The following is a 4,948-nucleotide window of genomic DNA, read 5'->3' as shown; positions in this document are numbered from 1 at the left end:
TGGCGGGTGCAGTCGTCCCAATGGCGGGCGCGCCAACGGGGGAAGTTTCAAGAGTTTGCATTGTAGATTCCTTTCTGGAGCAGGTGCATCCTGCCCGCGTAAGAAACCTCATCTGCGTTAAGGCCAGTTTAGGAAATTCGATTGCATTTAATGTTAACGGACTGAAATTAAGTCGTATTTTCTGAAATTTGGGTATGCTTTGTATGGTGTGCGGCGCACCTTGGCCGCACCGATGCTCTATCGTCGCGAAGTGTTGGCGATGGGGGCGTGTGCGACTTAAACCGCGTTTGACAAGATCAGAGCCTGCATTTCGTTGTACAGGGCATTGGCGTTGTTTGCGGCTAGGGTACCTGCGTCTTCTTCGGTGTCATCCGCGACCAATGCGTCGAACAAGGATTGTGCATCAGATCCTGTTTCGGCTGATTTGCTTGGTGGTGGACCATTGTGCGGCGCACCGTTTGGGGGTGCTCCGTTGGGCGGCTGGCCGTTTGGTGGCGCGCCTTCGCGCTTGGGCCCCGCAATTGCGCCGCTTGAGTGTGACGCGCTGCCCACGCTTGTCGGGGCTTGGGCCGGTGCGATGTAGGGATTTGCGACATAGGCCGGCCCCATCGAGATATTCATGATTCATCCGTTCACCGAGCGGACCCGTCCACCCAAACGTTGCGGGAGATATCCCACGCGCTAAGTGTCGCGCAAATAGTTTAACGCGTGGCTTAGATCACGCGGCACAGTGCGCAAACTTGCATCAAATACGAGTTAAGTCGGGTGTTGTTTTAGGCTTTTCGCGCCAAAATCTGTTGGGCCATGCCCGCAAACAGCAAATAGACCGAGCTGAGACTCAGGGCGAGTGTGAGCGCGGTTGTGTGGTGCCCAGCCATCAAAATCGCCGCAGCAGCCGTCCAGATCAGTGTCATGGGAAGGGTGATCCAACGCCACTGTGGCGTGCGTACGGGATGGACGAACCGCAACGGCAGGAACATCGCGGGGGTCAAAATAGCGATTGTTGTCACCATCACCCACGTGGGTGGCTCCAATGCCAAAAAGACCAAGGCAACCATAGACCACGCGCCGGGAAAGCCCTCAAACGATCCGTCGGACGTTTTCATGCGGGTGTCTGCAAAATAGAGCGCTGAGGCGGGGGTGACGATGAGGGCGAGACACCACCCCGTCCATCCGGCCAAGAGGCCCGATTGGAACAGCGCGAATATGGGAATGAACACCCACGTCAAAAAATCGATGACCAAATCCAAGATGACGCCATCGATTCGGGGTGCATGGGTTTTGACGTCAAAATGGCGCGCCAGCGGTCCATCGATACCATCGACAATCATTGAGGCCAAAATCCATAAAAACATCGCGCGCCACTGCCCTTGGGCGGCTGAAAACAGCGCAAGCATCGCGAGTGTCGCGCCTATTGCGGTCAAGATGTGGACGCTGTTGGCCTTGGCGGAGTGTTTGAACTGGGTCATACGGTCCGTGATGGTCGATGTTGCGGGGCGTTGCAAGCCTTACGATATGCCACACCTGCCAAATGTGATCCGCGCTTTAGAGTGATTTTGCGCGGGGGTGGGCGTTTTCATAGACCTCCAAGAGGCGCGCGGCATCAACGGCTGTGTAGGCTTGGGTGGTGGACAGCGAGGCATGGCCAAGCAACTCTTGGATCGCGCGTAGATCTCCACCTGCGTTCAACAAATGTGTGGCAAACGAGTGGCGCATGGCGTGCGGCGTGACGGTGGAGGGCAGGCCAAGTTGCATCCGCGCGGCCTCTGTCACTTTGGAGATTTGACGCGGATTGAGCGCCCCGCCACGTTTGCCGCGAAACAGCGGTTGTGTTGGTGCCAGATCGTAGGGGCACAGCCGCACATAGGCGTCAACGGCAGCGCGAGCGGCGGGCAGTACCGGAACGACACGTTCCTTGCCACCTTTGCCAACGATACGGATTACATCGGCCAAGGGCACATCCGCGCCCGTTAGCGATAAGGCCTCAGAGATACGCAGCCCGCACCCATACAGGACCGTAATCACAGCGCTGTCGCGGGCGGCAATCCACGGCTCGTCGTGTTGCATCGCGACCGTGCCAATCATGTCTTTCGCGGCATCGGCGGACAACGGGCGGGGTAATTTGCGTTGATACTTTGGCGAGCGGGTGGACAAAATTGCGGTGGCGTCAAAGCCTTCGCGCTCGGCCAGCCATCGCGTGAATCCCTTAACGGCAGAGAGTGACCGCGCCAGCGACCGAGGCTGTGAGCCGCGCCCACGTTCATGTGCCATCCATGCGCGCATGTCGGATATCGTCAGCGATTTGAATTTGGAGATGCCGAACCCCTCACCGTGGTGCGCCATCAAGAATGACAACCACCCCGCCACATCGGTGGAATACGCGGTGATTGTGTTGTCTGCCACGCCCTTGAGGGCGCGTTCATGATCGAGCCAATCGCCAAGAGCGGCGCGTAGCCCTCCTGTCGGTGCGAGGCTCATTCTTGAAGCCAGCGGCGCATCAAACGTTCAAATGTGCCGGAAAAGAAAGCGAGCAAATCGGTGCCTTGTGCCGCGCGAAACAAGTGCGGATCCTCGGAGCCAAACACCAAAAGTGCCGGCAAGCGCCCCTCACCGAGGTCGAGCATCATACAGGCCTCGGAGCGGATGTCGGCGGCGTGGTCGCCATAAATCATATCGGTGTCAGGGGAGACCTGACGCAGGGTGACCGTGCGCATCGGGATGTTGCGGCCAAGAGTGACATAGGCCTTGGCGAATTCCGGTTCGGCGGTGACGATCACATCGCCAAGGCTGCGAAGGGCGGGCACATCCTCGTCGACTTCGGTTTCCAACAAGAGTTTCACGGCGTCGACGCGCAAGATGTCACAGATGTCAGTTCCAATACGGGTCAGGAAGTCTTTGAAATCGCGCGCCTCAAGTAGGCACAAAACCGCACGGTGAATTTGGTTGGTGCCCGCGAGGTTTTCATAGGCCGCAGCGATAACACCACGGTGGGTATCCTCAAGGCGATCAAGACGGTTCTCCAAGCGGTCCATTGCAATGCCGCGCAAATCAACCACGTTGCCACTGGCGGCATTCTCATTGGCCGAAACGAGGGCGCGCATCACGTCGAGATCATCAAGGATCAGATCGGGATCGGAAATGATCTTTTCACGCAACGCATCGTCCAACGGCGCAATCGCTTTGGGGAACTGGTTTGTCATAGCTCGTCTCACTGCTTGCCGATTGTTCGGTCTATTTGGGGCAATATGCCCCGAGTGTGCCGCGCGGATCAATGGTTTAAAGGTTAACGGCGGTGCTGTGCGGCTTGTCTGTGGCGGGTTTGCACGCGCCAGATGCAAAAACGCCCCCGCGCGGTGAGGCATGGGGGCGTTTCAATAGATTGGGTCGAGGCAAGATTAGAGAATCTTGATGCCGGCCTCTTTGATGTCGGCCACGAACTGCGCCAGACCCTTGTCGGTCAACACGTGGTTTGCCATGGATTTGATCACGCCGGGAGGGGCGGTGATGACGTCGGCGCCAATTTTCGCACAATCGGAGATGTGGTTGACGGTGCGGATCGAGGCGGCGAGGATTTCGGTTGTGTATCCGTAGTTGTCGTAAATGGTGCGGATATCTTCGATCAGGTCGAGGCCATCAATGTTGATGTCATCGAGACGGCCCACGAAGGGGGAGATGTAAGTCGCGCCGGATTTCGCCGCAAGCAACGCTTGGTTCGCGGAGAAACACAGGGTCACGTTGATTTTGTGGCCTTCGTTCGACAGTGTTTTACAGGCTTTGAGACCGTCGAGGGTGAGCGGCAATTTGATCACAACGTTGTCTGCGATCGTTGCCAGTTTGCGACCCTCGGCAATCATGCCGTCATAATCGAGTGCGGTGACTTCGGCGGACACAGGACCGTCGACCAGATCGCAAATCTCTTTGGTGACTTCAAGAATGTCACGGCCCGATTTCTTGATCAAGGACGGGTTGGTCGTCACGCCATCAACAAATCCAAGATCGTTCAGTTCACGGATCGCATCGACGTCAGCGGTATCAACAAAAAATTTCATGTGGGTAGCTCCTTTATGTCGCCAGATTTCGCCACAGACATAATGCAAACGAGCGCGCGGAGAAAGGGGTTCTGGCACCCCTCGTACAAAACGCCTATTTAACACCTATGAGCCAAACACATTTTTTCCCCGAAGGCACTTTGGTCGCCGTGCTGACCTGTGAGCCGATTGATCGCAGCCTTGACTACAAGGCTCCTGTCGGGGGTGTGGAGTTGGGCGCGTTTGTCGAAGTGCCACTTGGCCCGCGCAAGGTGTTGGGCTGTGTTTGGGGCGCGGGGCGCGGCGGATTTGATTTATCCAAAGCACGGGCAATTTCCAATGTGCTCGACGTGGCGCCGATGCGTGATGAGATGCGGTCGTTTTTGGAAAAGGTTGCGGATTATACTCTGACGCCGCGCGCCGCGATGTTGCGGCTTGCCACTCGTGCGCCCGGATTGATGAACCCGCCGTCGATGCAAAAGGTGTACCGGCGCGGTGCGGGGCGGCCAGCGCGCGAAACAGAGGCGCGTACGCGGGTGCTTGACGTGTTGGACGAGTATGGCGGGCTGGCCTTTACGCTCAAGGAGTTGGCGGATACGGCGGGGGTGACGCCCTCGGTGATCAAAGGGCTGGTGCCACAAGGTGTGGTGTTCGAGGAAGACACCCCGCGTGATCTACCCTACGGGCGCCTTGATCCGACACAAGCGGGCAAAGACTTGAGCGGGCCACAAGAAAACGCGGCCAAGGCGTTGCGCGCTGCGGTGGCGGCACAGACCTATTCGACGACCCTGCTCAAGGGCGTCACAGGGTCGGGCAAAACCGAAGTGTATTTAGAGGCGGTCGCGGAATGTTTGTCGCAGGGGCGGCAGGCGCTTGTGTTATTGCCTGAGATTGCGTTGACGGCGGAATTTCTGACCCGC

At 57.7% G+C, this 4,948-nt stretch carries 7 protein-coding genes; 2 read left to right on the top strand and 5 right to left on the bottom strand.

Going from position 1 to position 4,948, the window contains the following annotated elements:
- Positions 1 to 185, top strand: a 185-nt coding sequence (locus ACTG34_RS12235; protein ID WP_439105168.1) for a hypothetical protein, incomplete at its 5' end; no start/stop codon positions are given.
- Between the two features lie 91 nt (positions 186 to 276).
- Here the strand turns inward: ACTG34_RS12235 and ACTG34_RS12230 are convergent.
- From ACTG34_RS12230 to fsa, 5 genes are all read right to left on the bottom strand, one after another.
- A complete protein-coding gene (locus tag ACTG34_RS12230) occupies positions 277 to 621 on the bottom strand; it encodes a hypothetical protein (protein ID WP_439105167.1) in 345 nt (114 codons plus the stop codon).
- A 152-nt stretch (positions 622 to 773) separates the two neighbouring features.
- Positions 774 to 1,469, bottom strand: coding sequence for a CDP-alcohol phosphatidyltransferase family protein (locus ACTG34_RS12225; protein ID WP_439105166.1), 696 nt, complete (start codon positions 1,467 to 1,469; stop codon positions 774 to 776).
- A gap of 76 nt (positions 1,470 to 1,545) precedes the next feature.
- A complete protein-coding gene (locus ACTG34_RS12220) occupies positions 1,546 to 2,478 on the bottom strand; it encodes a tyrosine recombinase XerC (protein WP_439105165.1) in 933 nt (310 codons plus the stop codon).
- The gene (locus ACTG34_RS12215) at positions 2,475 to 3,200 is read right to left on the bottom strand and encodes a DUF484 family protein (protein WP_439105164.1); all 726 of its coding nucleotides are present in this window, start codon (positions 3,198 to 3,200) and stop codon (positions 2,475 to 2,477) included. The genes ACTG34_RS12220 and ACTG34_RS12215 overlap by 4 nt, the downstream gene beginning before the upstream one ends.
- Positions 3,201 to 3,395: 195 nt before the next feature.
- Entirely contained in the window at positions 3,396 to 4,049 is a 654-nt protein-coding gene (fsa, locus tag ACTG34_RS12210; RefSeq protein ID WP_439105163.1) for a fructose-6-phosphate aldolase, read from the bottom strand.
- 107 nt (positions 4,050 to 4,156) lie between these two features.
- Here fsa and ACTG34_RS12205 point away from each other — a divergent pair.
- A partial coding sequence (locus tag ACTG34_RS12205; RefSeq protein WP_439105162.1) for a DEAD/DEAH box helicase occupies positions 4,157 to 4,948 on the top strand: 792 nt, incomplete at its 3' end.

This window comes from Celeribacter marinus, assembly GCF_965656515.1.
In the GTDB taxonomy this organism is placed as follows: Bacteria; Pseudomonadota; Alphaproteobacteria; order Rhodobacterales; family Rhodobacteraceae; genus Celeribacter; species Celeribacter marinus_D.
This window is presented reverse-complemented; position numbering and strand designations above follow the sequence as displayed.

Coding starts and splice junctions, on each gene's coding strand:
- ACTG34_RS12230 (WP_439105167.1), bottom strand. CDS start 621: ATGAATATCTCGATGGGGCCGGCCTATGTCGCAAATCCCTACATCGCA.
- ACTG34_RS12225 (WP_439105166.1), bottom strand. CDS start 1,469: ATGACCCAGTTCAAACACTCCGCCAAGGCCAACAGCGTCCACATCTTG.
- ACTG34_RS12220 (WP_439105165.1), bottom strand. CDS start 2,478: ATGAGCCTCGCACCGACAGGAGGGCTACGCGCCGCTCTTGGCGATTGG.
- ACTG34_RS12215 (WP_439105164.1), bottom strand. CDS start 3,200: ATGACAAACCAGTTCCCCAAAGCGATTGCGCCGTTGGACGATGCGTTG.
- fsa (WP_439105163.1), bottom strand. CDS start 4,049: ATGAAATTTTTTGTTGATACCGCTGACGTCGATGCGATCCGTGAACTG.